A 26024-nucleotide genomic window follows, 5' to 3' on the forward strand; every position below is an offset into this window, starting at 1 on the left:
CGTCAGTCCTCCGCTCGTTCGGCCACGATCCGCGCGGCCCGTACCAGTCCGGCCAGCACGGCGCGGGCGTCGTCCGGGCTGCCCTTCCCGGTGATGTCGCCGGCGAGCAGGACGACGTCCCGCAGGCCCGCCATGGGCAGCCCGACCGACCGCCACGGCCGGGTGAGCGCCTCGGCCTGGCCCGTCACGTCGGGACCGGCGCACTGCGAGGAGGCCTGCGGTGGCAGCTCGGGCCAGAAGGCCAGCCCGCCCTCGACCACCTCGGCGACCTTCTCCCAGCTCCGCTCGTCGAGCGCGTCCACCGCCAGCCCGAAGCCGTCGACCTTCGCGGCCCGGATCGCGCCCAGCGAGGTCCAGGCGCTGCCTCCGTGCACCACGACCTGCGCGCCCTCGAGGAGGCGGATGCCGGCGGCCACCTCGGAGAGCCGCTCGGCCGCGACGGGCCCGGGCACCGAGCGCAGCGCGGAATACCCGGAGAACGACGGCAGGACTCCGGCCATGACCTGCGCGAGCAGCGGCTCGTGCAGCAGCACGATCGGCTCGGCGCCGGGCACGGACCGGCGGATCGTCGCGAGGTGCTCCGCGAGGCCGACGGCCAGCGACGCGGCCAGCTCGCGGACGGCCCCCGCGTCGGACAGCACCCGGTCCCCGCGCGACAGGTAGAGAGAGGCGGCGAGCGTCATCGGCCCGAGGACGGGCACCACGAGCCGACCCGTGAACCCGTGGCCGGCCACGGCCAGCGCGTCGACGTCCTCGCGCCCGTAGGCCTGCGCCCGGGCGAGGTCTCGCCCGGGCCGGTCGGCCAGCTTCCAGCCGTGCGGGCCCAGCTCGGTGGGCAGCTCCGCCAGCAGCGCGGCCGCGCGTCCGGTCCGGTCACCCCACGGCCCGCGCTCGGCCAGCTGGACGGTGAACGGCAGGCCGGCCACCTCGGACGGGGTGTCGACGAGGTCACCGACGACGACGGTCTGCGCCTCGAGCACGTCGAGGCCCGGCCACGGACCGGTGCCCGTGACGGATGGTCGCCCGCTCACCGGGTGGCACCGGCGGTGGCGCGCCGGGCGGCGGTCACCGTCGCCTGCCCGAGCACGCGCGTGCCGTCGTACAGGACGGCCGACTGGCCGGGCGCGACGCCGCGCAGCGAGGTGTCCTCGAGGACCACCTCGACCACGCCGTCGCGCACGGTCGCCCGGCCGGGGACCGGTGTGCCGTGCGCGCGGACCTGCAGCGAGCAGTCGAACGACGAGTCGGCGCCGTCGACGAACCACACTGCCCGGTCCGCCTCGACGGCCCCCACGACGAGGTCGTCCACGGACCCGACCACCACGCGGTTGTGCACGGGCTCGATCGAGAGCACGTACCTGGGCTTCCCGTCGGGGGCGGGCGTCCCGATGGACAGGCCACGCCGCTGACCGACCGTGTACGCGTAGGCGCCGTCGTGCGCGCCCAGCACCGCGCCGGTCGCGTCGACGATCTCGCCCGGCTGCGACCCGAGCCGCGAGCGCAGGAATCCCTGGGTGTCGCCGTCGGCGACGAAGCAGATGTCGTAGGAGTCGGGCTTCGCCGAGACCGACAGCCCTCGCGCGGCCGCCTCGGCGCGGGTCTGCTCCTTCGAGGCGACGTCCCCCAGCGGGAACATCGACCGCGCGAGCCGCTCCGGGMCCATCACGGCGAGCACGTAGGACTGGTCCTTGGCGAGGTCCTGGGCGCGGTGCAGCTCCCGGGTGCCGTCGGCGCGGGTCTCGATGCGGGCGTAGTGGCCCGTGCAGACCGCGTCGAACCCGAGGGCCACGGCCTTGTCCAGCAGGGTCGCGAACTTGATGTGCTCGTTGCAGCGCACGCACGGGTTGGGCGTGCGGCCCGCCTCGTACTCGGCGACGAAGTCGGCGACCACCGTCTCCTCGAACCGCTCGGAGAGGTCCCAGACGTAGTACGGGATGCCGAGCACGTCCGCGGCCCGGCGGGCGTCGCCGGCGTCCTCGATCGAGCAGCAGCCGCGCGAGCCCGTGCGGAACTGGTCGCGGGTGCGCGACAGGGCCATGTGCACGCCGACCACGTCGTGCCCGGCGTCCACGGCACGGGCCGCGGATACGGCGGAGTCGACGCCGCCGGACAGGGCCGCCAGCACGCGCATCAGGACACCGCCCCGACGGTCGCCAGCCCGGCCGCGCGGGCGCGGTCGACGACGCCCGGCAGCGCGGACAGCAGCGCCTCGACGTCGTCGGCGGTCGAGGTGTGCCCGAGGCTGAACCGCAGCGCGCCGCGCGCGGCGACCTCGTCGACGCCCATCGCCAGCAGCACGTGGCTCGGCCGCGGCACGCCGGCCTGGCAGGCGGACCCCGTCGATGCCTCGATCCCGGCAGAGTCGAGCAGGTAGAGCAGCGAGTCGCCCTCGCAACCGGGGAAGGTGAAGTGGGCGTTCGCGGGCAGCCGCCTCTCCGCGTCCCGCGGTCCGCGCAGCACCGCGTCGGGCACGACCGACTCCACCCCGGCGACCAGGGCGTCGCGGAGCGCTCCCACCMGGTCGGCGAACGCCTCGCGGCCGGCGACCGCCACGTCGACGGCGAGCCCGAACGACGCCAGCAGCGCCGCGTCGAGCGTGCCCGACCGCACCCCGCGCTCCTGGCCGCCACCGTGCAGCACGGGCGTGACGTCGAGGCCGCGGCGGGCGAGCAGCGCCCCGGCGCCGCCGGGGCCACCCACCTTGTGACCGGTGACGGTCATCGCGTCGAGCCCGGACGCACCGAAGTCGACGGGCACCTGCCCCACGGCCTGCACGGCGTCGGCATGCACAGGCACCCCGAACCGGCGGCCCAGCGCGACCACCTCGTCGAGGGGCTGCAGCGCCCCGACCTCGTTGTTCGCCCACATCACGGAGATCAGCGCGGCCTGCTCGCCGTTCCGCTCGAGCTCCTCGCGCAGGGCGTCCACCTCGAGCACGCCGTCGGCGTCGACCGGCAGCAGCACAAGCTCGGCGCCGGCGTGCTCGGCCATCCAGAAGGCGGGGTCGAGCACGGCGTGGTGCTCGACGGCGGACACCAGCAGGCGTCGGCGGTCCGGGTGCTGCGTGCGGCGGGCCCAGAACAGGCCCTTCACCGCGAGGTTGTCGGCCTCCGTGCCGCCCGAGGTCCAGACGACCTCGCTCGGGCGCGCACCCAGGGCCGCGGCGAGCCGCTCACGGGACTCCTCCACCACCCGCCGGGCGGCCCGGCCCGACGCGTGCAGCGAGGAGGGGTTGCCGGGGCGCGCGAGCTGCTCGGCGAGCACCCGCGCGGCCTCCGGGATCATGGGCGTGGTCGCCGCATGATCGAGATACACGCTCATCGGGGTCCATCCTACGAACCGCGCGGCACAGTCTCGGACGGCCCCGACCGCACAGTCCGTGGGATGGCCCTCCGACGGCCGCGAATCTCCTGGCAGGATGTCCGGCGTGAGTGCCGACGACGTCATCGCCCTCCCGCTCGCCTTCAGCGGCCAGCGGCTGGACTGGCGCGACCTCCCGCGCCCCGTCCGGGCCCGGATCGCCGAGCTCGCCGGCTCCCAGGTCACGGCCGAGATCAGCGCGACCAGCGGGTTCAGTCCCGGCTTCGCCGCCGTCCTCGAGCTCGCCGACGGGCGCGGCGTCTTCGTCAAGGCCGTCTCCGCCGAGCAGAACCCCGTCTCGCCGGACCTCGCGCGCGCCGAGATCCGCGTCTCGCGCGCCCTGCCGCCGCAGGTCCCCGCCCCGCGGCTGCTGTGGTTCTCCGACGACGACGACTGGGTCATCCTCGGCTTCGAGGTGGTCCACGGGCGCTCCCCCGAGCTGCCGTGGAAGCCGGCCGACCTGCGGGCCGTCGCCGACGCGTTGGGAGCGCTTGCAGACGCCGAGCCGCTGCCCGGCCACCAGCTGCCCCGCACCGACGACCAGCTGGCCGACGACTTCACCGGCTGGCGCAAGCTGCGCGCGCTCGACGCCGAGACGCAGGTCCGCTACGCCGAGCTGGCCGGCGACGCCGGGCGGTGGGCGCTCGACAACATCGAGCGGCTGGTCCGCTGGGAGCAGGAGGCGCTGCGGGTGTGCGCCGGCGACGCGCTCGTGCACGGCGACCTGCGCGCCGACAACGTCATGATCGACCCCGACCACCAGCACCGCGTCTGGCTCATCGACTGGCCGCACGCGAGCGTCGGCGCCCCCTGGCTCGACCTCGCGTTCATGCTGCCCAGCGTCGCGCTGCAGGGCGGCGGCGACCCGGCGACGAACTTCCGCACGCACGCGGTGTCGGACGGTGTGCACGACGACCACCTGCGGGCGGGGCTGGCGGGGCTGGCCGGCTACTTCGCGTGGAGCTCACGGCAGCCCGCGCCCCTCGGCATCCCCAACCTGCGCCGGTTCCAGGCCGCGCAGGGCCTCGCCACGGTCCGCTGGCTGCGCGAGCTGTCCTGATCCTCAGGACGACGTGTCGTCGCGCTCGAGCTTCTGCTCCCGCTCGCGCAGCTGCGCCTCCCAGTCCCTGAGCATCTGCTCGTGGGTCTGGTCGGACGTGCGCATGCCCGCCAGGAACTCGGCGTCGTCGTCCGGGCCCGACCGGCGCGGCCGCTCGTACTCCGGGAACCCCGCGGTCCGCGTCGACGGCCACGCCACGTTCCGCGCGGGCCGGTGCTCGGGGCGGCCCGCGACCAGCCACGCGATCCCGCCGACCAGCGGCAGGATGATGATGACGAACACCCAGGTGGTCTTCGAGAGGTTCCGCGGCACATCGGTCTGGATGCAGTCGATGAGGCAGTACACCAGCAGCGCCAGCTCGATCAGGAACGGCAGGTAGCGGATCACGGTCTCTCCTCGGGCGCCCACCCGGCGCACGGGCAGCCGGGACCGACGCGCACGCTAGCCAACCGCGGATCCCGTTGTCCGGCGCTTCGTCGCCCGGCGGAGCCGATCACCCGGACGGAGCACTCACCCGAGCACGGCCGACGTGGATCCCCAGCCGACGAGGGTGTGGCGGACCGCCCCGACCCCGAACAGGCCGTCGGGCAGGTCGATTCGCCAGTCCTCGCCACCGTCGTCGAACCGGTACGCGACGAGCACCCCGACCCCCGGCCAGTCGTCCGGTGACGTCACGTCTCCCGGCTCCTCGGGGCGCTGCTGCGAGCTGAGCAGGTGGCGCCCGTCCGTGACCAGCCCGCCCAGGGTCAGCCCGGGCCCGACCGGCGCGCGCCAGAGCTCCTTGCCCGTGCGGCCGTCGACCGCGACCACGCCGCCGCCGGTGCTCACGTACACCCGCCCGCGCAGCACGAGGGCGTCCCCCGCGATGACGTGCCGGATGCTCCAGCGCGCGTCTCCCGTCGACCGGTCGTAGGCGCGGACCGTGGTGTCCGCGACGAGCACGAGGTCGGGCACGCTCCCGTCGTCGGCCGACAGCTGGACCATCCCGCCCGTGAGCTCGAGATCCGGCCCGTCGCCCACGACCGTCGTGCGCTGCCGACCCGCCTCGTCCATCGAGAACACGGCCACGCTCGCGCGGCCCGGGTCGGCCGAGTAGCCCATGTCCGCGTCGAGGTCCGACCGCACGACGCGACCCTGCGTGTCCAGCAGGGTCAGGCGTCGGCCCCGCAGGACCACGCCGACCCCGTCGGCGGTCGCGAACATCGAGGTGGACCCGTCGGAGAAGCCGCTGTCGTCCGGCACGCTGGGCGAAGGTGGGACGACGGTCTGCCACGCCGGGCTCCCGCTGACCAGGTCCGTGGCGGTGACCACGACCGCGCCGTCCTCCTGCGGTACGGCAGTCACGGCCGTGCTCGGCAGCAGGACGGCCGCCACCGCGGACGGTGCCGGCCGGTCGGCGAGGATCGAGCCGTCGGCGACGTCGACCACGACGAGCCGGCTCGCCGTGTCCGGGACGTAGACGATCGCCGTGTCCCGATAGGTCAGGTACCCGTCGGTGACGAGACAGGCCGCCCGGCCGGCCGTTCCCGGCTCGGCGAGACACCCGCCGACCGGGGAGAACCCGTCGGTGCCGCGGTCGATCGTGTGGGCGTCGCTCAGCGGTGTCGCCCACGTGCGGGCGCCTGTCTGCTCGTCGACGGCCACGAGGGACTGCGCGCCGTCGGCCGCGGTGTCCAGGCCGACGAGCTTCCCGTCGACGACGATGCCCGACCCGAGCACCGACGACTGCGGCTCTGGCGTCCACAGCACCCGGAGATCGGCGTCCACGGGCCGGACGACGCCCGGGACCTCGGCCAGAGCGGCGACGGCCGCGCGCTCCCGTGTCGCGACGACGAGCTGCGTCCCGACGAGCGCGACCACCACGGCCGCCGGCACCAGCAGCCGGCGGCGGGACAGCCGGCGGCGCGACGGGGGCCCGTCGGCGGCAGGCTCGTCGGCCGCGACGTCGTGCTCGACGAGCTCGACCGCCTGCATGACCTCGCGCCGAGCCATGGCCGGAGACTATCCGGGCACACAACGCACGGTCAGCCGAACCAGAACGCGCCGCCGGCCGCCAGGACGACCACCTCGCCGGGCCACCCGCCCACCAGCCGGTCCCCACCTCGTCGGCCTGCGTCTCGGCGCCACCGCCCCGAGCGCAGGAGGACGAGGACGAGCAGTCAGCGATCGCCGTCAGTCCTTCTGGCAGCGACGCCACTGGACCGACCGGTTCATCCCCGAACCCGCTCAGCCGAGGACCGCGGACGTGGAGCCCCAGCCCAGCAGGGCGTGCCCCACCGAGCCGATGCCGAGCAGGGTCCCGGGCAGGTCGACGCGCCACTGCTCGGCGCCGTCGGCGAACCGGTACGCGACGAGCTCGCCGACCCCGGGCCAGTCGTTCAGCGCGGCCACGTCGCCCGGCTCGTCCGGCCGCACCTGGCCGCTGAGCAGGTGGCGACCGTCGGTGACCAGGTCGCCCATCGTCCGGCCCTTCATGACCTGTGCCCGCCAGAGCTCCTCGCCTGTGCGGCCGTCCACGGCCACGACCCCGTCCGGGGTGCTGAGGTACACGTGCCCGCGCGCCACGACCGCGGAGCCCGACAGGCCGTGCCCCACGCTCCACCGCTCGCGTCCCGTCGATCGGTCGTACGCGTGGATCCTCGAGCCCGCCGCGAGCACCAGCCCGGGAAGGCTGCCGTCGTCCGCCGAGACCGGCGCCAGCCGGCCGTCCAGGACGACGTCCGGCCCGTCACCCATGAGCGTCGTCGTCTCGCGGCGCCGGTCGTCCTGCGTGAACGCAGCCACGGTCCCCCACCGTGGTTCGGGCTCGAAGCCGTTGCTCGCGTCGACGCCCGCGCCCAGCCGATGGCCTTCGCCGTCGAGAAGCGTGATCCGGTCGCCCGCCGTCACGACGGCGAGCCCGTCCGCCGTGGGGAAGACGGTCGTCGACCGGTCGACGAAACCGCCCTCGTCCGGCTCGGCCGTGTCGGACGGCACGACGGTCTGCCATCGCCCGCGCCCGCTCAGCAGGTCGGTGGCCGTGACGACGAGCGCATCGTCCGCGCCCGGGGTCCCGACGACGACCACGCCGCCCGGGAGCGCAGCGAACGCCGTCGCTCCCGGCGCCTGCCGGTCGGCGACGACCGAGCCGTCGGAAAGGTCCACGACCACGAGCCGGCTCAGGTCCGACGGGACGAGGACGTTCTCGGCCTCGCGGTAGGCCATGACGGCGTCGGTGACCAGGCAGACCGCCCGGCCGGCGTCCCCGGGGTCGCCCACGCACCCGCCGAGCGAGCTGAATCCCTCGTCGTCGCGGGCCACCTCGTGCGCGTCGGCGAGCGGCGTGCTCCAGATCTGCTCGCCCGTCCGCTCGTCGACGGCGACCACTGCCTGCGACTCGTCGCTCGCCCGGCGCAGTCCCACCAGCGCGCCGTCGGGGTTGATGCCGGACCAGAGCACCGACTCGGCACCTGCCTCCGGCCGCCACTGGATCTGCAGGCGCTGGTCGACCGGCCGGACGACCCCCGGCACCCGCGCCAGCTCAGAGACGGCGGCACGCTCGCGCACCTGCACGACGACCTGCACGGCAACGAGCGCGGCCAGAGCGACAGCGGGGACCAGCAGCCATCGCCTCGACCGGCGCGGCGGCACCTGCTCGGTCGGGCGCGCGGGAACGTCGTCGTGCTCGACGAGCTCGACCGCGTCCATGCCCACGCGCCGCATGGCGCGATTATCCGCCCGCGCTCGCCCCGGCGGGTCAGCCCTTGAGGCGGCGGATCTCCGCGACGGCCTGCGGCAGGACGGTGAACAGGTCCCCGACGACGCCGAAGTCCGCGATCTCGAAGATCGGGGCGTCGGGGTCGGAGTTCACGGCCACGATCGTGCCGGACGCCTGCATGCCGCCGCGGTGGTGGACCGCACCGGAGACGCCGACGCCGACGTAGAGCCGCGGCGCGATGGTGACGCCGGTCTGCCCGATCTGCGCGTCGTGGCCGATCCAGCCCTCGTCGGTGGCCACGCGCGTGGCACCCACCGCGCCGCCGAGCACGTCGGCCAGCTCCTCGACCACGGAGAAGTCGCCCTCGGTGCCGCGACCGCCGGCGACGACGACGCTCGCGCTGCCGAGGTCGGGCCGCCCGCTCGCGGGTCGCTCGGTGCGCTCGACCAGGGTGACCCGCCGGGCCTTGTCGCTCACGGTGACGGTGTGCTCGCCGACCTGCGGCGTGACGCCGTCCACGGTCGAGGCCTGCACCGAGTTCGGCTTGACCGTGACGATCGCCAGCGGGGTGGTGACGGCGCACGCGGTGGTCCAGGTGCCCGCGAAGACCGTCTTCGAGGCGACGTACCGACCGTCGACGAGCGCGAGCCCGTCCGCGTCGGTGACGACCCCCGCACCGGTGCTCACCGCGAGGCGCGCGGCGGCCTCCTTGTTCTCGAACGACGAGACCGTCAGCACCAGGGCGGCGCCCGTGGCGTCGAGCAGCGACGCGAGCGCCTCCGCGAGCACGGCCGAGAGGTGCAGGTCGGCGTCGGCGACGACGCGGTGCACGTGCGTGGCACCCAGGGCGGCGAGCTCGGCGACGACCTCGGGGGACGGCTCGACCCCGTCGACGGCCCACGCGGCGTGCACGCCGGCCGACCCGGCCAGGTCGCGCGCGAGCGTCAGCAGCTCGCGCACGGGCGCGCGGACGGCACCGGCCTCGGTGTGGTCGACGAGCACGATTACGGGAGCAGTCACAGCAGCGGTCCTCTGTTCATCGCTTTCGGAGCCAGGTCAGACGAGCTGGTTGTCGACGAGGTACGCGGCGAGCCGGATGCCGGCGTCCCCCGTGTCCTGCACCAGCACGCGGTTGTCACGGGGCGGTCGGGCGGCGGCCTCGAGCACCTCGGTGCGGGCACCCGCGGCGCCCACGTGCGCACCGTCGATGTCGAGGTCGGCCAGCGTCAGGGTGGTGATCGGCTTCTTGCGGGCCGCCATGATGCCCTTGAAGTTGGGGTAGCGCGGCTCGTTGGCCTGGTCGGTGACGGACACGAGCGCGGGCAGCGACGCCTCGAGCACCTCGGCGGCGTGGTCGAGGTTGCGCTCCACCCGCACGGTGCGGCCGTCGACGGTGAGGCCGGCGGCGAGCGGCAGCGCGGGCAGGTCCAGCAGCTCGGCGAGCGCGGTCGGCAGCAGGGACGTCAGCCCGTCCAGGCCGGCCATGCCGGTGATGACCAGGTCGACCGGTTCCTGCGCGTCGAGGTGACGGATCGCGGCGGCGAGCACCCGGGCCGTGCCGATCACGTCAGAGCCGGCGATCGCGTCGTCGACCACGTGGACGGCCTCGTCCGCGCCGAGCTGCAGGCCGCGGCGGACGGCGTCGGCGGCGTCGTCGGGACCCACGGTCAGGGCGACCACGGAACCCTCGTGCGACTCGACCAGCGCGAGCGCCGCCTCGACGGCGTTCTCGTCCAGCTCGTTGATGGTGCCGTCCCCGCCGTCGCGAACCACGCGACCGTCGGGGCCCAGGGCCCGCTCGGACTGGATGTCAGGGACATGCTTCACGCAGACGACGATCCTCACCCGCGGAACGTTACCGCCCGGCCCCGACGCGGTGGACCTCCGTCCCACGGACGGGCCTGACGACCGTTGTGTGAGAACTTCAACATCTTCCTCAGGCCCTTCCGCCCGACATGTGTGGGCTTCCGTCCCGCACAATGTCCCGGTGACCCAGCCCTCCCCCCGCCGACGCGCGCCCCGCCTCGGTGTGCACGTGACCGACGAGGGCGTCGATGCCGCTGTCTTCGCGGCGCACGCCACGGGTGTCGACCTGTGCCTGTTCGACGGTCCCGACGGACGCCAGGAGCGCCGGATCCGGCTCGACGGCCCGGTGCACGGCGTGTTCAGCGCGTCCGTCCCGGACGTGGCCGCGGGCCAGCGGTACGGCTTCCGCGCGCACGGCCCCTGGGACCCGGCAGCGGGCCACCGCTACAACCCCGCCAAGCTGCTGGTCGACCCCTATGCCCGGGGGCTGGACGGCGAGGTCGCGCACACCCCGCACACGTACGGCCACCGCGTCGGGCCGGACCTGGTCGGCGACCCCTACGGTCCGGCGGACCCGCGCGACTCGGCGGGCCACGTCCCGTTCTCCGTCGTCGTGGACACCCGCCAGCTGCCCGGTCCCGACCCCACGACGAACCGCCCGTGGATCCCGTGGTCCGAGACGGTGGTCTACGAGGCGCACGTCCGCGGGCTCACGCTCCTGGCGGACGGCCTGCCCGAGGAGCTGCGCGGCACGTACGCCGGCCTGGCGCACCCCGTCGTGATCGACCACCTGCTCGGGCTGGGCGTGACGGCGGTCGAGCTGCTGCCCGTGCACGCGTTCGCCGACGAGCCGCACCTCGTCGAGAAAGGCCTGACCAACTACTGGGGCTACAGCACGCTCGGCTTCTTCGCCCCGCACGCGGCGTACGCGACGGCCTCCGCGCGGGCGCAGGGCCCGGCCGCGGTGCTGGCTGAGCTGCGCACGGCGGTGCACGCGCTGCACGAGGCGGGCCTCGAGGTGCTGCTCGACGTCGTCTACAACCACACGTGCGAGGGCGGCCTGCCCGGGCAGCACCTGTCGTGGCGCGGGCTCGACAGCTCCGTCTACTACGCGCACGACGGCGGCGCTCCGGCCGCGCTCGCGGACGTCACCGGCACCGGCAACACGCTGGACTTCCGCCGGTCCGAGGTGGTCCGCATGACGCTCGACTCGCTGCGCTACTGGGCGGACGTCGTCGGCGTCGACGGCTTCCGGTTCGACCTCGCGGTCACGCTCGGGCGGGACCCGGGCGGCTTCTCGCCCGACCACCCCGCGCTCGTCGCGATGGCCACGGAGCCCGCGCTGCACGGCCTCAAGCTCGTCGCCGAGCCCTGGGACGTCGGCCCCGGCGGCTGGCGCACCGGGCAGTTCCCCATCCCGTTCGCGGAGTGGAACGACAGGTTCCGCAACGCCGCCCGGTCGTTCTGGCTGGCCGACCCGGGCCGCGCGGCCCACGGCCTGCCCGGCCACCGGGTGCGCGACCTGGCGACGCGGCTGTCCGGGTCCGTCGACCTGTTCGGGCACAGCGACCCGCCGCTGGTCCGCGGGCCGGCCACGTCGGTCAACTACATCACCGCGCACGACGGCTTCACGCTGGCCGACCTGGTCGCGTACGACCACAAGCACAACGCCGCCAACGGCGAGCAGAACCGCGACGGCAGCGACGACAACCGCTCGTGGAACCACGGCGTCGAGGGCCCGGTGGAGCAGGACTCCCCGGCCGTCGACCTGGTGCCCCTGCGCCGCCGCTCGATCCGCAACCTGTTCGCCACGCTCGTGCTCGCGGCCGGCACGCCGATGATCACGGCGGGCGACGAGATGGGTCGGACCCAGCGGGGCAACAACAACGCCTACTGCCAGGACAACGAGATCTCCTGGCTGCGCTGGGACATGTCGGCCTGGCGCAAGGACATGCTGTCGACCGCCCGCTGGCTGCTGCTGCTGCGCCGCGAGCACCCGGCCCTGCGCACCGAGCGCTTCTACTCGGGCCGGCCGTACGTGCCCGGCAGGCGCCCGGACCTCGCCTGGTTCGACGCGCTGGGCCTGCCGTTCGACCACGACCGCTGGCACGACCCGTCGATCCGCACCCTGCAGATGGTCCGCACGGCGCCGCCGCCCGAGCAGGACACCGTGCTGCTGGTGATCAACGGCTCGCTCGACGCGGTGCACCTGATCCTGGCCGACGACCACGGCGGCCGCTGGCGCCTCGCGTGGGACTCGGTCTGGGAGAACCCCGCGGAGGAGCGCGCCGCCGCGATCGAGGGCGGGCTGCACGCGGAGCCGGGCGAGGCGACCGTGGTCGAGGCGCTCAGCATGCGCGTGTACGTCCTGGTGTAGCCGGGCCCAGACCGCGTCGCGGTCGAGGCGGTCAGGGTCGTCGCTGAGCAGATAGGACGCGACACGGATCGTAGAGTTCTGGACGAGCGTCCAAACGCGTACGGTACGAGCCATGACGCACTCCGATGTCGTGGTCGTCGGCGCAGGCCTCGCCGGTCTGGTCGCCACCGCCGAGCTGGTCGCCGCCGGTCGCCGGGTCACCCTGCTCGACGCCGAACCCGCCGCGAGCCTGGGCGGCCAGGCCTTCTGGTCGTTCGGCGGCCTGTTCCTCGTCGACTCCCCCGAGCAGCGCCGCCTCGGCGTCAAGGACTCCGCCGAGCTCGCGCTCGCGGACTGGCTCGGGTCCGCCGACTTCTCGACGGACGGCTCCGACCGCTGGGGCCGCGCCTGGGCCGAGGGGTTCGTCGACTTCGCCGCCGGCGACATGCGCCCCTGGCTCCACGGCAAGGGCGTGCGCTGGTTCCCGCTCGTGCAGTGGCCCGAGCGCGGCGGGTACCTCGCCGACGGCCACGGCAACTCGGTCCCGCGGTTCCACGTCACGTGGGGCACCGGCCCCGGCATCCTCGAGCCGTTCGTCCGCGCGCTGCTCGACGCGCGCCGCGACGGCCTGGTCGACGTGCGGTTCCGGCACCGCGTGACCGAGCTGGTGACGACGGACGGCCGTGTGACGGGCGTCCGGGGCGACGTGCTCGTGGCCGACCCCGTGGAGCGCGCCGTGCCCAGCTCCCGCGAGGTCGCCGAGCCCTTCGAGATCTCCGCGAGCGCGGTCGTCGTCGCCACCGGCGGCATCGGCGCCAACCACGAGCTGGTCCGCGCCACGTGGCCCGCGTCGGCGGGTCGGCTCCCCGCACGCATGCTCTCGGGCGTGCCGGACCACGTCGACGGCTCGGGCATCGCCGCGGCGAAGGCGTCCGGCGCCGCGGTGGTGCACGAGGACCGCATGTGGCACTACCCCGAGGGCATCACCAACCATTCGCCCGTGTGGTCGAAGCACGGGATCCGCATCCTGCCCGGACCGAGCAGCCTGTGGCTCGACGCCGACGGCCACCGCCTGCCGGTCCCGCTGTTCCCGGGCTTCGACTCCCTCGGAGCGCTGACGCACATCACGTCCCGTGGCGACGACCACTCGTGGTTCGTGCTGGACAAGACGATCCTCGGGTCGGAGTTCGCACTGTCCGGCTCCGAGCAGAACCCGGACCTGACTGGCAAGGACATGAAGCTGCTGCTCGAGCGGGTCAAGCCGGGCGCGGTCGGGCCGGTCGAGGCGTTCGCGCAGAAGTCCGACGAGTTCCTCTGGGCCGACACCCCCGCCGAGCTGGCCGCGAAGATGAACGCGCTGTCCGGCACGAACCGCATCGACGCCGAGGCTCTCGAGCGCACCATCGTCGCGCGCGACCGTCAGGTCGAGACCGGCCTGGGCAAGGACCTGCAGGTGGTGGCCACCGCGATGGCCCGGCGGTACATCGTCGACAAGCTCATCCGCGTGGCCAAGCCGCACCGCCTGCTCGACCCCGAGCACGGCCCTCTGCTGGCCGTGCGCCTCTCGGTTCTCACCCGCAAGACCCTCGGTGGCCTGCACACCGACCTCGAGGGCCGCGTGCTGCGTCCCGACGGCCAGGTGCTGCCCGGCCTGTGGGCGGTCGGTGAGGCGTCCGGGTTCGGCGGCGGCGGAGCGCACGGGCACCGCGCGCTCGAGGGGACGTTCCTCGGCGGCTGCCTGTTCACGGGTCGGACGGTCGGGCGCGCACTCGGGGCGTAAACATCCGCGCCACGCCCCCACCAGATGCCCCCGACCTGGACCTACGGATAGGTTCGGGAGCGTGACGACTCCCCCTGCGCCGCTCGGCACGTCCGTCGGCCGCATCCCGATCGTGGACGTCTCCCCCGTCGCCGAGGCCGGGCGCTTCCCGGCGAAAGCCGTGGTCGGCGAGGCGGTGCCCTTCAGGGCGACCGTGTTCCGCGAGGGGCACGACGCCGTCGGGGCCACCGCGGTGCTCACGGACCCCTCGGGCGTCGACGTGGCGAGCGCCCGGATGGTCGACATCGCGCCCGGTCTGGACCGCTTCGAGGCCCGGCTGGTGCCGACCAGCGAGGGCGACTGGACGTTCCGGGTCGAGGGCTGGTCGGACCCGTACGGCACGTGGGCGCACGACGCCGAGATCAAGGTCGAGGCGGGCGTCGACGTCGAGCTCATGCTCACGGAGGGTGCGCTCCTTCTCGAGCGGGCCGCCGGGCGCACGGGCGCGACGGCGATGCCCACGGAGGCCGTGCGGGTGCTCCGCGACGCGGTCCTCGCGCTGCGGGACGTCCGCGACACGCCCCACCAGCGGCTCTCGGCCGGCCTGTCCGCCGCGGTGCACGCCGCGCTCGCCCAGACCCCGCTGCGCGACGACGTCACCCGGTCGCCCTCGTACCCGCTCGTCGTCGAGCGACCGCTCGCCCTGGCCGGCGCCTGGTACGAGATCTTCCCCCGCTCGCAGGGCGCCCGGTACGACCCCGACATCGGCGCGTGGGTCTCCGGGACGCTGCGGACGGCGGCCGAGGACCTGCCGCGCATCGCCGGCATGGGGTTCGACGTCGTGTACCTGACCCCGGTGCACCCGATCGGCGCGACGCACCGCAAGGGCCGCAACAACTCGCTGTACTCCGACCAAGGCGACCCCGGCTCCCCGTACGCGATCGGCTCGCCCGCGGGCGGCCACGACGCGATCGAGCCGACGCTCGGCACGTTCGACGACTTCGACCGCTTCGTCGCCGCCTCCCGCGCGCTCGGCATGGAGGTCGCGATCGACATCGCGCTGCAGTGCTCGCCCGATCACCCGTGGGTCACGGCACACCCGGAGTGGTTCACCACGCGCGCGGACGGCACCATCGCGTACGCCGAGAACCCGCCGAAGAAGTACCAGGACATCTACCCGCTGAACTTCGACAACGACCCGGAGGGCATCTACACCGAGATCCGCCGGGTCCTGCAGGTGTGGATCGACCACGGGGTGACGCTGTTCCGGGTGGACAACCCGCACACCAAGCCGCTCGACTTCTGGGCGCGCATCCTGCAGTCGGTGCGCGCCGACCACCCCGACGTGATCTTCCTGTCCGAGGCGTTCACGCGGCCGGCCATGATGCAGACGCTCGCCAAGATCGGCTTCCACCAGTCGTACACGTACTTCACCTGGCGGAACACGAAGGACGAGATCACCGAGTACCTGGCCGAGGTCTCGGGTGACCAGGGCGCCTGGATGCGACCCGCCTTCTGGCCGACGACGCACGACATCCTGCCGCCGTACCTGCAGGCCACGGGCGTGCGGGGCTTCGCGGTCCGGGCCGTGCTCGCCGCGCTGGGCGCCCCGACGTGGGGCATCTACTCGGGCTACGAGCTGGTCGAGGACGTGCCGCGACCGGGCGTCGACGAGCAGATCGACAACGAGAAGTACGAGTTCAAGCCCCGCGACTGGGCCAAGGCCGACGCCATCGGCATCAACCTGCTCCTCGGCCGGCTCAACGAGCTCCGGCACGCGCACCCCGCCCTGCAGCAGCTGCGCAACCTGCGCGTGCTCCCGACGTCGGACGACGCGCTCGTCGCGTTCTCCAAGCACCTCGACGCCGAGCACTCGCCCACCGGTCGGGCCGACACGATCGTCGTCATCGTCAACCTCGACCCGTGGAACACCCGCGAGGGCTCGGTCCAGCTGGACCTGCACGCGTACGGGCTGGACACGGGCCGCCCGGTCGTCGCGCACGACGTCCTGTCGGAGGAGACCTACGAGTGGGGGTCCTCCGTCTACGTCAAGCTCAACCCGATGATCCGCGCCGCGCACGTGGTCCACCTGGTGGCGCCGTGACGGAGACACCGCTGACGCCGCCCGCCGGGCGCCACGCCCGGGAGCCCGCGCCGACGACCGCCCAGATCGTGCTGCCGGGACGGCGCACCCCCGTGCTCCCGCACCCCGCCCCCGACACGACCGGGCTGTCCGACGACCCGGAGTGGTACCGCACCGCGGTCTTCTACGAGGTCATGCTCCGCACGTTCTCCGACAGCTCGGGCCAGGGCAGCGGCGATCTGCGCGGCCTGATCGACCGGCTCGACTACCTGCAGTGGCTCGGCATCGACTGCCTGTGGCTGCCGCCGTTCTACCCCAGCCCCTTGCGCGACGGTGGCTACGACGTCGCCGACTACACCGCGATCGCGGGCCAGTACGGCACCATGGCCGACTTCACCGAGCTCATCGAGCAGGTGCACGCCCGCGGCATGCGGATCGTCGTCGACCTGGTGATGAACCACACGAGCGACCAGCACCCGTGGTTCCAGGCGTCCCGCTCCGACCCCGAGGGCCCGTACGGGGACTTCTACGTCTGGAGCGACGACAACACGAAGTACCAGGACGCCCGCATCATCTTCGTCGACACCGAGACGTCCAACTGGACCTTCGACCCCGTCCGGCGCCAGTTCTTCTGGCACCGCTTCTTCGGCCACCAGCCCGACCTCAACTTCGAGAACCCGCGCGTGGTCGAGGCCATGCTCGACGTGGGTCGCTACTGGCTGGGCATCGGCGTGGACGGCTTCCGGCTCGACGCCGTGCCGTACCTGTTCGAGGCCGAGGGCACCAACTGCGAGAACCTGCCGGAGACGCACGCGTTCCTGCGCAAGGTCCGCAAGATGATCGACGACGAGTTCCCCGGCCGCATCATGCTGGCCGAGGCCAACCAGTGGCCCGAGGACGTCGTGCACTACTTCGGCACCGAGGAGGAGCCGGAGTGCCACATGTGCTTCCACTTCCCCGTGATGCCGCGCATCTACTACTCGATCCGTGACCAGCGGGCCGCGCAGATCGTCGACATCCTGGCCGACACACCGCCGATCCCGAACAACGGCGCCCAGTGGAGCACGTTCCTGCGCAACCACGACGAGCTGACGCTCGAGATGGTCTCCACCGAGGAGCGCGCGTCGATGTACGGGTGGTTCGCGCCCGACTCCCGCATGCGCGCCAACGTCGGCATCCGGCGTCGCCTGGCTCCCCTGCTGGACAACTCCCGCAAGGAGATCGAGCTCGCGCACGCGCTCCTGCTCTCGCTGCCGGGCAGCCCCTGCCTCTACTACGGCGACGAGATCGGCATGGGCGACAACATCTGGCTGCCCGACCGCGACTCCGTGCGGACGCCCATGCAGTGGACCCCCGACCGCAACTCCGGCTTCTCCACGGCCGACCCGGGCAAGCTCTACCTCCCGCTGGTGCAGTCGCTGGTCCACCACTACAGCCACACCAACGTCGAGACCCAGCTGGCGCAGCCGACGTCGCTGCTGCACTGGGTGCACGGCATGCTCGCCGTCCGGCGGCAGCACCCCGCGCTGGGAGCGGGCGGTTTCGAGGTCCTCCCCTGCGACAACGAGTCGGTCCTGGCGTTCTGCCGGCACACGGCCGACGAGACGATCCTGGTCGTCGCCAACCTGGCATCGACCGCGCGCGCCGCGACGGTGAAGCTCCCGGACCGCGCCCGTTGGACGACGCGCGACGTGTTCGGCGGCGCGCCGTTCACCCCGATCGGCGCCGACGGGTCCGCGTCGTTCACGCTCGGGTCGCGCGACTTCTACTGGCTGGAGCTGACCGCCCCGTGAGCCTGGTCGCCCGCAGGTCCCCCGACGACGCCCGCCTGCTCGACGTCGTGCGCGAGTGGCTGCCGACGAAGCGCTGGTTCCCCGCCAAGGGCCAGTCGGCGGAGCTGTCGGCCGTCGCGTCGTTCGCGCTCGCCCCGGACGTGACCGTCCTGCTCGTGCGGGCACGGGCGGGGTCCGTCGACGCCCTCCTGCAGGTGCCGCTGGTCCTGACCGACGGCCCCGGGGACGGCGCGCTGGGCGTCCTCGACGGTCGCACCGTCCTCGACGGCGCCGACCATCCGGCGTTCCTGACCGCCTGGCTCGCCGCCGCCGACGGACCCGGCGCGGACGTCGACGTCTCCCGGGCGCGAGCGGTCTCCGGCGAGCAGTCCAACACCTCGGTGATCCTGCCCGGCGCGCGGCCCGGCATCCTCAAGGTGCTGCGCGCCATCGCCCCGGGCGAGAACCCGGACGTCGACGTGCCGCGCCACCTGGTGGACGTCGGCTGGCAGAACGTCCCGGCGCCGCTGGCGTGGCTGCAGGGCGAGTGGCCCGGCCACGACGGCGAGCCGGTGACGGGCTACCTCGGCGTGCTCGCCGCGTTCGTCGACGCCGCCGAGGACGGGTTCGAGCTCGCGTGCGCGTACGCGGGCCGGGGCGAGCCGTTCGAGGGCCCCGCCGCCGCCCTCGGGGCGGTCACGGCGACCATGCACGACGCGCTCGTCCGGGCGTACGGCGTCGAGGTGGGCGACCAGGGGCCCGAGGAGGTCGCCCGCGCGGTCGCAGCCCGCTTCTCGTGGGCGCTCTCCGCGGTCCCGTCGCTCTCGCGCTTCGCCGACGGCGTCGCCCGGGTCGTCGCCGAGGTGCGCGCCCTGTCGTCGGCTCCCCCGCGCCAGCGCGTGCACGGCGACCTGCACCTCGGCCAGGTGCTGCGCTCGCACGGCACCTGGTTCATCATGGACTTCGAGGGCGAGCCCCTGGCCCCCCTCGCGCAGCGGACCCGGCCCGACCTGGCGCTGCGCGACGTCGCGGGCCTGCTGCGCTCGATCGACTACGCCGCGGCCGTCGGCGGGCTGACGAGGGCCGCCGCCGCCGACTGGACGGCCACCGCCCGCGCGGGCCTGCTCCGCGGGTACGGCGGCGGGGACCAGACCCTGCTGCGCGCGCTCGAGCTGGACAAGACGCTCTACGAGGCCGTCTACGAGTCCCGCAACCGCCCGTCGTGGCTGCCCATCCCGATCGCCGGGCTGGAGCGCCTGGCCGGCTGATCAGGCGCCGGCGGTGACCTCGAGCGGCAGCTMCAGCGGCATCCGCACGCCGGCCTGTCGCGGCGCGAGCTCGCTCTGCAGCACCAGCGCCGCGGCGCCGACGGCGGCGGCCTCGGGCGCGTTCGACGAGATGGTGACGCGCACGGGATGGCTGCCACGCGCGAAGAAGGACTGCCCGAGCCGGCGCTCGATCTCCGGCAGGTAGAGCGAGCCCGCGAGCGCGAACGCCGGACCGGTGAGGACCACCAGCTCGAGGTCGAGCACGTTGGCCAGCGTCTGCGCGGCTACCGCCAGGTACCGGGCCGACCGCTGGAGCAGCTCCATGGGCAGGGCCTCGCCGCGGCTGGCGGCGCGGGCGAGCGACCCGAAGTTCTCGGCGATGTTGCGTCCGGCCAGCTCGAGGCCGGCGTCGCGGGCGGCGGCGACGACGGCCGCGGGGCCGGCCAGCGCCTCGACGCACCCGACGCTGCCGCACCAGCACTGCGGGCCGTCGAGGTCGACGCAGATGTGCCCGACCTCCCCCGCGTTGGAGCTCGACCCGCGGTAGACGGTGCCGTCGACGATGATCCCGGAGCCGATGCCCGTGCCCATGTAGAGCGCCGCGAACGCGGAGCCGGTCGCGATCCCGCCGGACCAGTACTCCCCGATGGCGGCGGCGGTCGCGTCGTTGTCGAGCAGCACGGGCAGCCCGACGGCGTCCTCCAGGGCGTCGGCGAGCGGGAACTCGGCCCACGCCTGCATCACGGGCGGGGTCAGCGTCATGCCCGTGGACGACGAGATCGGCCCGGGCGAGACCACGCCGAGCCCGAGGATCCGGGTGGGGTCGACCCCGACGCGCGTGACGGTGGTGCGGATCTCCGCGGCGATGCGGGCGACCACCTCGCGCGGGTCGTCGGACCCCGCGCCGGGCCGGCGCCACCGGGCGACGATCGCGCCGCCCAGGTTCGCGATGACGTAGGTGATGCCGGCGTGGTCCAGGTGCACGCCGACGGCGTACCGCGCCGACGGGTCGAGCTGCAGGAGCATGCGGGGCTTGCCGCCCGTGGACTCGGCGCGCCCGACCTCGAGCACGAGGCCGTCGTCGATGAGCCGGCGCACGACCGTGGAGATCGTGGCGGCGGTCAGTCCGGTCGCCCGGGTGAGCTCGACGCGACTGATGGTGCCGGCTGCCCGGATGAGGTCGAGGATCGCCGACCTGCTGCTGGCGTGCGCGGCGCCGAGGCCCGGCTGCGAGCCGCTCACTGATCCTCCTCCGTGGGGTGTCCCCCTCGTCGCACACCATAACGATCCGGGAACGGGAGCAGACTCCCAAGACACGCCCGTTGACTTACTTTGTTCACTTGCCTAAGAATGCCACACGGGAGCAAGACCCCTCGATCCCGAGTGGCCCTGCCTCATCAGACCCCGGTCGGCACGCGGAGGTGCCGGCACGACGAGAGGATCAAAGATGTTCCCTCAGAAGCGACGCACCCGCCTCATCGCGGTCGCGGCTGCCAGCTCGATCCTGGCCCTCACGGCCGCCTGCTCGGGCGGCGGCGACAGCGGCGGGGGCAACGACGACGGCACCCCCTCGGGGGAGCTCAACGTCCTGACCTGGCGCACCGACCTCGTGGAGGACGGCACGTTCGACAAGTACGTCGAGGAGTTCAAGGCCAAGTACCCCGACGTCACCGACGTCAAGGTCGAGGGCGTCAAGGACTACGAGGGCACCGTCAAGACCCGGATGAACACCGACGACTACGGCGACGTCCTCGCCATCCCGGGTTCCGTGACTCCCGACCAGTTCGGCGACTTCTTCGAGCCGCTCGGCGACCTCGCCGAGATGCAGAAGGAGTACAACTGGCTCAACGACAAGTCGTTCGAGGGCAAGTCCTACGGCATCCCCGTCGTCGGCAACGTGCAGGGCATCCTCTACAACAAGCGTGTGTGGGAGGAGGCGGGGATCACCGAGTTCCCGACAACCCCGCAGGAGTTCCTCGACGACCTGCAGGCCATCAAGGACAAGGGCGTCGCCAAGGTCGCCCCGCTCTACACCAACTACAAGGACGGCTGGACGCTCTCGCAGTGGGACGGCTGGCGCGGGGCGGTGACCGCGGACCCGGACGCCCTGAACAAGATGGCGCAGACGGACACCCCGTGGACCGACGACTCCGACTACGGAGTCATCGACGGCACCATCTTCGACGCCGTCGCCGAGGGCCTCACCGAGGCCGACCCGACCACCACGGACTGGGAGGGCTCCAAGCGCCAGATCGGCGTCGGCGACATCGCCACGATGGTCCTTGGCTCCTGGGCGATCCCGCAGATGGCCGCGGCCGCGGAGGCCGCAGGCGCCGATCCCGCGGACATCGCCTACATGCCGACCCCGGTGCAGGTGGACGGCAAGTTCCACACGGTGGCCGGCGGCGACTACAACCTCGGCATCAACGTGCACTCGAAGAACAAGGCGACCGCTCGCGCGTGGATCGACTGGTTCAACCACGACTCGGGCTATTCGGAGTCGCAGGTCGGCCTCTCGCCCCTCGCCGACGGCCCGGTCCCCGATGCCCTCAAGAGCTTCATGGACAGCGTCGAGCTCATCACCATGAACCCGGCCCCCGAGGGCAAGGAGTCGCTGTTCGCGGACATCGACACCGCGTCGGGCATCGTGACCACGGACCCGAAGTACCGCCTGCAGATCATCGACGACGCCCGCTCCGGTGACCGCACCAAGGAGCAGATCTTCGACGACCTGAACTCCAAGTGGGCCAAGGGTCGCGCCGACGCCGGCGCCTGAGTTCACCGCACCATGACGACCTCATCCTCCAGCTACGCCAGCCGGGCCACGGCCGTAGCGACCGAGCCCGAGCTGGCCCGCCCCACCCGGAACGTTCCGGGTGGGGCGGGCCGCCGCTCCGCGTGGTACCGCCGACTCACGCCCTACCTGTTCCTGCTCGTCCCCGTCGGGCTGCTGCTGCTCCTGACGTACACGCCCGTCGTCAACATGTTCTGGTACTCGGTCACCGACTGGGACGGCCTGGACAAGACCAAGAACTTCATCGGGCTCGAGAACTACATCAACGTGTTCACGGACCCCGACAACCTGCGGGTCTTCTACGTCTCGCTGTTCTACATCGTGGGCTCGCTCGTGCAGATGGCGCTCGCGCTCTACTTCGCGACGATCCTGTCGTTCAAGGTGCGCTTCAAGAACATGTGGAAGGGCATCCTGTTCTTCCCGTACCTCATCAACGGCGTTGCGATCGGGCTGATCTTCCTCAACTTCCTCAAGCCGGGCGGCGGCCTCGACACGGTTCTCATGAAGACCGGGCTCGAGAGCCTCATCCACCAGTGGACCGGCGACCCCGACATCGCCAACTTCTCGCTCGCGGCCGTCTCCGTCTGGCGGTACACCGGCCTGACCTTCGTGATGTTCCTGGGCGCGATCCAGTCCATCAACTCGGAGATCTACGAGGCGGCCGCGCTCGACGGCGCCAACCGCTGGCACGAGTTCTGGTCGATCATCCTGCCGTCGATCCGACCCATCGTGGGCCTGGCCTTCATCCTCGGCATCTCCGGCTCGCTGTCCGTCTTCGAGATCCCGTTCGTCATGACCAACGGCGCCAACGGCACGGAGACGTTCGTCCTGCGGACCCTGTGGATGGCCTTCCAGCGCAACATGGTCGGGCTCGCCTCCTCGATGGCCGTCGTGCTGCTGGTGTTCGTTCTGCTGGTCACCTGGCTCCAGCGCCGGCTCGTCCCGGAGGAGGAGGTGGACCTCACGTGAAGGTCGCAGCCACCAGCACCGCCAAGTACGTCTCCCTCGTCGTCGCCTCGATCGTCACGCTGCTCCCGCTGGGGCTCATCCTGTTCGGGTCCTTCAAGACCAACCAGGAGTTCCTGTCGACCAACCCGTTCCAGCCGCCCGACAGCTGGTTCAACTTCGACAACTACGTGCTGGCGTTCACCAAGGGCGGCATGGCGCTGGCGTTCTTCAACACCGCGCTCATCTTCGGCGCTGCCATCGCGGGCACCATCCTCATCGGCGCCGGCACCGCGTACGCGCTGGACCGCTTCCGGTTCCGGGGACGCAGCCTGGTGCTCCTCATGTTCCTGCTGGCGACGCTCGTGCCGGGTGTCACCACGCAGGTCGCGACGTTCCAGATCATCAACGGCCTGGGGCTGTACGGCTCGCGCTGGGCGCTGATCCTGCTCTTCATGGGCACGGACATCGTCTCGATCTACATCTTCGTGCAGTTCATGCGCAGCATCCCGCGCTCGCTGGACGAGGCCGCGATGATCGAGGGTGCCGGGCACCTGCGGATCTTCTTCCAGATCATCCTGCCCAACCTCAAGCCCGCGATCGCGACGGTCGTCATCATCAAGGGCATCGGCATCTACAACGAGTTCTACCTGCCGTACCTCTACCTCAACGACCCCGACAAGCTCCCGATCTCCACGGCGCTCTTTGCCTTCAAGGGGCCCTACGGCTCGCAGTGGGAAGCCATCTGCGCGTGCGTGGTCATCACGATCATCCCGATCCTCGTGCTCTTCCTGTTCCTGCAGCGGTACATCTACAACGGCTTCACGTCGGGCGCGACGAAGTAGTCCGACGACGACGGGGCGGTCGACCGACCGCCCCGTCGTCGTGTCAGACCCGCGTCGCCCGAACCAGCGCGATCCGCTCGGGTAGCTGCAGCGGCGCCTCGAGGCCCACCCCGGACAGCAGCCGACCGGGCAGCCGCACGCCCTCGGGCGTCCACCACGCCGGCGCGTGGTCGACGGCGTCGCCCGGCGCCTGCGGGCGCACGTCGTAGAGCGCGTCGGGGTCGAGCCCCGGCAGCGCGACTCGCGGCAGCGCGGTCTCGGTCGACCGACCCGTCATCGCAACCGCGAACAGCGCGTCCCCGCGGTCCTGTGCGACCACGCCGTGGACGGCGACGGTCGGGTCGACGAGGTCCGCGTGCACCGCGGCGCCCGAGTGCAGCATCGGGCGCACCTCCTTGTAGAGCGCGATCCACGCGGCCAGCTCGGCGCGCTGCTGCTCGTCGGCCTCCTGCAGGTCCCACTCGATCCCGAGGTGCCCGAACAGAGCCGTCGCCGCGCGGAAGGACAGCGCGTGCCGGCGTCCGGTGCTGTGCGCGGTGCCGGAGCCGATGTGCGCGCCGATCAGCTCGAGCGGGATCAGCAGGTTGGTCCACCGCTGGATCTGCTGGCGCTCGAAGGCGTCGATGCAGTCGCTGGCCCACACCCGGTCGGTCCGCTGCAGGATCTCGAGGTCCACGCGCGCGCCGCCCGAGGAGCACGACTCGATCTCGACGCCCGGGTGCAGCGCGCGCAGCTGGTCGAGCAGCCGGTACACCGCGAGCGTCTGCCCGTGCACCCCGGGTGCTCCCCCGTGCCCGGCGTCGACCAGGTCCCGGTTGTGGTCCCACTTGAGGTACCCGATGGCGTACTCGGTGAGCAGCGCGTCGAGCCGCTCGAGGATGTAGGCGAAGGCCTCCGGCACCGCGAGGTCGAGCACCTGCTGGTGTCGCGCCTCCCGGGGCAGCCGCGACGGCACGCGCAGGATCCAGTCGGGGTGCGCGCGGGCCAGGTCGGAGTCGGCGTTGACCATCTCCGGCTCCACCCAGAGCCCGAACTGCAGACCGAGCCCCGTCACGTGCTCGACCAGCGGGTGCAGCCCGTCGGGCCAGACGTCCGCCGAGACGTACCAGTCGCCCAGCGCCCGGGTGTCGTCCCTGCGGTCGCCGAACCAGCCGTCGTCGAGCACGAAGCGCTCGGCGCCGACGGCGGCCGCGGCATCGGCCAGGGCGGTGAGCCGGCCGAGGTCGTGCTGGAAGTAGACGGCCTCCCACGTGTTGAGGGTGACGGGCCGCGGCGAGCGCGGGTGCTGCGGGCGCGCGCGCATCCACGCGTGGAACCGGTCCGCGAGCGCGTCCAGCCCGACACCCCAGGAGCCGTACACCCACGGGCTGGTGTACGACTCGCCACGGGCCAGCCGCACCTCGCCGGAGCCGAGCAGCTCGCCGCCGCCCAGCAGGCCGTGGTGGTAGTGGCTGCGCTCGGCCAGCGAGCGGTGGTTGCCGGACCACGCCGTGTGCAGGCCCCACACCTCGCCGGTGCGGTTCGCGAAGCCCGCGGTGCCGGCGACGAGCACGAACGCCGAGTCGTAGCCGGTGCGCCCGCGCCGGTTCTCGCGCAGCCGGGTCCCGTGCGTGAACGCCGTCCGCTGCGGGCTGCGCTCGCGCGCCCAGCGGCCCGTGAAGTCCAGCAGCTCGGTGGCCGCGGACGGCACCGGCAGGGTGAGCTGCAGTCCGTCCAGCCCGTAGACCTCGTCGGCCTGGTTGGTCAGCACCGCCTGCTGTCGGACGAGCCCCTGCGCGGTGAGCTCGAGCACGAGCGTGAGCCCCAGCCGCGCCGCGTCGTCGCCGGCGTCGACGGTGAGCCGCTGCGTCCCGTCGTCGTCGGTGACGACGGAGTACGTGCGCACGACGAACCGCGTCGAGAAGTCCTGCCCGTCGCGACTGCCGACGAGGCCCGGCGTCCCGAGGAACCCGGCCGACTCCTCGGGAAGCACGGCGACCTCGACCTCCCCGTCGACCGGGTAGCCGTGCGCCACGGGCCGCCAGGCGCGCCGAGCCACGGACAGGTCGACGTCTCCGACGTCGCCTCCCCAGTGCAGGACTCGCGGAAGCGTGCCGCCGGTCAGGTCGACGACGACGCTGACTCCWGCGGCACGCAGGTGGACAAGGGTGTCGAGGGTGGCGCTGTCGGTCACGGCGGGTGTCTCCTGGTCCGGAACGGGCTGCGGGTCGGATGCGCTGGACGCGCCCCTGAACGCTACGGGCCGAGGCGTGGTCTCGGCGTCATTGACTTACTTTATT

General features: G+C 73.0%; 19 protein-coding genes. 9 read left to right on the forward strand and 10 right to left on the reverse strand.

The window, feature by feature from the left end; genetic code table 11:
* Nucleotides 1–2: 2 nt before the first annotated feature.
* The 3 genes from ACXJKA_RS04085 to ACXJKA_RS04095 are packed head-to-tail and all read right to left on the reverse strand — an operon-like array spanning nucleotide 3 to nucleotide 3321.
* Nucleotides 3–1031, reverse strand: a complete 1029-nt coding sequence (locus tag ACXJKA_RS04085; RefSeq protein ID WP_456823896.1) for a hypothetical protein — start codon at nucleotides 1029–1031, stop codon at nucleotides 3–5.
* Nucleotides 1028–2131, reverse strand: coding sequence for a tRNA 2-thiouridine(34) synthase MnmA (mnmA, locus tag ACXJKA_RS04090; RefSeq protein WP_456823897.1), 1104 nt, complete (start codon nucleotides 2129–2131; stop codon nucleotides 1028–1030). Before mnmA ends, ACXJKA_RS04085 begins: the two co-directional genes overlap by 4 nt.
* Nucleotides 2131–3321: a cysteine desulfurase family protein gene (locus ACXJKA_RS04095; protein WP_456823898.1), complete on the reverse strand. Its 1191-nt coding sequence runs from the start codon at nucleotides 3319–3321 to the stop codon at nucleotides 2131–2133. The genes mnmA and ACXJKA_RS04095 overlap by 1 nt, the downstream gene beginning before the upstream one ends.
* A 97-nt stretch (nucleotides 3322–3418) precedes the next feature.
* Between ACXJKA_RS04095 and ACXJKA_RS04100 the strand changes: the two genes are divergently transcribed.
* Nucleotides 3419–4420 carry a phosphotransferase family protein gene (locus ACXJKA_RS04100; RefSeq protein WP_456823899.1) on the forward strand — a complete coding sequence of 334 codons (1002 nt, stop codon included), beginning with the start codon at nucleotides 3419–3421 and terminating at the stop codon, nucleotides 4418–4420.
* 3 nt (nucleotides 4421–4423) lie between these two features.
* Here the strand turns inward: ACXJKA_RS04100 and ACXJKA_RS04105 are convergent, their stop codons facing one another.
* The 5 genes from ACXJKA_RS04105 to ACXJKA_RS04125 form a co-directional block, all read right to left on the reverse strand.
* Nucleotides 4424–4807 carry a PLD nuclease N-terminal domain-containing protein gene (locus ACXJKA_RS04105; protein ID WP_456823900.1) on the reverse strand — a complete coding sequence of 128 codons (384 nt, stop codon included), beginning with the start codon at nucleotides 4805–4807 and terminating at the stop codon, nucleotides 4424–4426.
* A 123-nt stretch (nucleotides 4808–4930) separates the two neighbouring features.
* Complete coding sequence (locus ACXJKA_RS04110; protein WP_456823901.1) at nucleotides 4931–6412, reverse strand: outer membrane protein assembly factor BamB family protein; 1482 nt, start codon at nucleotides 6410–6412, stop codon at nucleotides 4931–4933.
* A gap of 234 nt (nucleotides 6413–6646) precedes the next feature.
* A complete protein-coding gene (locus ACXJKA_RS04115; protein WP_456823902.1) occupies nucleotides 6647–8122 on the reverse strand; it encodes an outer membrane protein assembly factor BamB family protein in 1476 nt (491 codons plus the stop codon).
* A gap of 34 nt (nucleotides 8123–8156) precedes the next feature.
* Nucleotides 8157–9137, reverse strand: a complete 981-nt coding sequence (locus ACXJKA_RS04120) for an electron transfer flavoprotein subunit alpha/FixB family protein (protein ID WP_456823903.1) — start codon at nucleotides 9135–9137, stop codon at nucleotides 8157–8159.
* Nucleotides 9138–9173: 36 nt separating this feature from the next.
* Nucleotides 9174–9962 (reverse strand): electron transfer flavoprotein subunit beta/FixA family protein, encoded by a 789-nt coding sequence (locus tag ACXJKA_RS04125; protein ID WP_456823904.1) that lies wholly within the window; start codon nucleotides 9960–9962, stop codon nucleotides 9174–9176.
* Between the two features lie 142 nt (nucleotides 9963–10104).
* Here ACXJKA_RS04125 and glgX point away from each other — a divergent pair, with 142 nt between their 5' ends.
* The 5 genes from glgX (at nucleotide 10105) to ACXJKA_RS04150 (ending at nucleotide 19161) form a co-directional block, all read left to right on the forward strand.
* Complete coding sequence (glgX, locus tag ACXJKA_RS04130; RefSeq protein WP_456823905.1) at nucleotides 10105–12300, forward strand: glycogen debranching protein GlgX; 2196 nt, start codon at nucleotides 10105–10107, stop codon at nucleotides 12298–12300.
* Nucleotides 12301–12412: 112 nt separating this feature from the next.
* Nucleotides 12413–14059: an FAD-binding dehydrogenase gene (locus ACXJKA_RS04135; RefSeq protein WP_456823906.1), complete on the forward strand. Its 1647-nt coding sequence runs from the start codon at nucleotides 12413–12415 to the stop codon at nucleotides 14057–14059.
* Between the two features lie 61 nt (nucleotides 14060–14120).
* Entirely contained in the window at nucleotides 14121–16142 is a 2022-nt protein-coding gene (locus ACXJKA_RS04140) for an alpha-1,4-glucan--maltose-1-phosphate maltosyltransferase (protein ID WP_456823907.1), read from the forward strand.
* Nucleotides 16139–17914, forward strand: a complete 1776-nt coding sequence (gene treS / locus ACXJKA_RS04145; protein ID WP_456823908.1) for a maltose alpha-D-glucosyltransferase — start codon at nucleotides 16139–16141, stop codon at nucleotides 17912–17914. The genes ACXJKA_RS04140 and treS overlap by 4 nt, the downstream gene beginning before the upstream one ends.
* Nucleotides 17911–19161, forward strand: coding sequence for a maltokinase N-terminal cap-like domain-containing protein (locus ACXJKA_RS04150; protein WP_456823909.1), 1251 nt, complete (start codon nucleotides 17911–17913; stop codon nucleotides 19159–19161). The genes treS and ACXJKA_RS04150 overlap by 4 nt, the downstream gene beginning before the upstream one ends.
* Here the strand turns inward: ACXJKA_RS04150 and ACXJKA_RS04155 are convergent, their stop codons facing one another.
* Nucleotides 19162–20403: an ROK family protein gene (locus tag ACXJKA_RS04155; protein WP_456823910.1), complete on the reverse strand. Its 1242-nt coding sequence runs from the start codon at nucleotides 20401–20403 to the stop codon at nucleotides 19162–19164. It abuts the gene before it with no gap.
* 205 nt (nucleotides 20404–20608) lie between these two features.
* Here ACXJKA_RS04155 and ACXJKA_RS04160 point away from each other — a divergent pair, with 205 nt between their 5' ends.
* From ACXJKA_RS04160 to ACXJKA_RS04170, 3 genes are read left to right on the forward strand one after another with little or no spacing between them, the layout of a single operon-like run.
* The gene (locus ACXJKA_RS04160) at nucleotides 20609–21937 is read left to right on the forward strand and encodes an ABC transporter substrate-binding protein (RefSeq protein WP_456823911.1); all 1329 of its coding nucleotides are present in this window, start codon (nucleotides 20609–20611) and stop codon (nucleotides 21935–21937) included.
* A 12-nt stretch (nucleotides 21938–21949) separates the two neighbouring features.
* A complete protein-coding gene (locus ACXJKA_RS04165) occupies nucleotides 21950–22924 on the forward strand; it encodes a carbohydrate ABC transporter permease (RefSeq protein WP_456823912.1) in 975 nt (324 codons plus the stop codon).
* A complete protein-coding gene (locus ACXJKA_RS04170) occupies nucleotides 22921–23745 on the forward strand; it encodes a carbohydrate ABC transporter permease (RefSeq protein WP_456823913.1) in 825 nt (274 codons plus the stop codon). The genes ACXJKA_RS04165 and ACXJKA_RS04170 overlap by 4 nt, the downstream gene beginning before the upstream one ends.
* Nucleotides 23746–23788: 43 nt before the next feature.
* On the opposite strand, the gene ACXJKA_RS04175 is transcribed toward ACXJKA_RS04170, so the two are convergent.
* The gene (locus ACXJKA_RS04175) at nucleotides 23789–25918 is read right to left on the reverse strand and encodes an alpha-galactosidase (RefSeq protein ID WP_456823914.1); all 2130 of its coding nucleotides are present in this window, start codon (nucleotides 25916–25918) and stop codon (nucleotides 23789–23791) included.
* Nucleotides 25919–26024 lie beyond the last annotated feature (106 nt).

It is taken from the genome of Cellulomonas sp. P5_E12 (assembly GCF_054049315.1).

Bases quoted from the DNA above. Each gene is read 5' to 3' on its own strand.
- ACXJKA_RS04100 (WP_456823899.1), top strand. From the start codon at position 3,419: ATGTCCGGCGTGAGTGCCGACGACGTCATCGCCCTCCCGCTCGCCTTC.
- ACXJKA_RS04110 (WP_456823901.1), bottom strand. From the start codon at position 6,412: ATGGCTCGGCGCGAGGTCATGCAGGCGGTCGAGCTCGTCGAGCACGAC.
- ACXJKA_RS04115 (WP_456823902.1), bottom strand. From the start codon at position 8,122: ATGCGGCGCGTGGGCATGGACGCGGTCGAGCTCGTCGAGCACGACGAC.
- ACXJKA_RS04135 (WP_456823906.1), top strand. From the start codon at position 12,413: ATGACGCACTCCGATGTCGTGGTCGTCGGCGCAGGCCTCGCCGGTCTG.
- ACXJKA_RS04160 (WP_456823911.1), top strand. From the start codon at position 20,609: ATGTTCCCTCAGAAGCGACGCACCCGCCTCATCGCGGTCGCGGCTGCC.
- ACXJKA_RS04165 (WP_456823912.1), top strand. From the start codon at position 21,950: ATGACGACCTCATCCTCCAGCTACGCCAGCCGGGCCACGGCCGTAGCG.